We start from the raw sequence: 438 nt of genomic DNA on the forward strand, positions 1-438 counted from the left end.
GTGCTGCACGGCGAGCGCGGCGAGCTTGACCGATGCCGCCTCGGCGTTCACGCGGGTGGCGCCGAGCAGGCCGACGGTCAGCGGCCGCGACGAGGCCTGCAGGAAGGCAGGCACGAAGTCGGTGCCGTTGAGGTTGTCCGGAAACGGCGTGCCGTAGAGCAGCAGCGCCGCCATGTCGACGCCGATGCCGTCGGGCAGGATGAGGAAATCGTCCAGCGCCTCGGCAAAGACCGGATCGGTGCAGGCGATGTTGGCATTGTGGGCGTTGAGGAAGCTGACCTTGGTGAAGCGCCGCTCAGCGACCAGCCGCGTCAGTAGCGCGATCGCGTCGTCCCAGCGGATGGCGAGCACGGGAATGCCGAGGATGGTCTTCAACGTGTCGGACCCGAACGCCTTGCGGGTGGCGTGCATGTTCATGCGAACGCCTCCTGCCTGACC

The 438-nt window shown here is 67.6% G+C and carries 1 protein-coding gene; it reads right to left on the minus strand.

The features are described from left to right. Positions 1-417 (minus strand): WecB/TagA/CpsF family glycosyltransferase (locus EOA33_RS38420; protein ID WP_190234558.1); only part of this gene is annotated, 417 nt, incomplete at its 3' end. Between the last annotated feature and the right edge of the window lie 21 nt (positions 418-438).

Origin of the sequence: Mesorhizobium sp. M4A.F.Ca.ET.050.02.1.1, from assembly GCF_003997725.1 — a bacterium.
GTDB lineage: Bacteria > Pseudomonadota > Alphaproteobacteria > Rhizobiales > Rhizobiaceae > Mesorhizobium.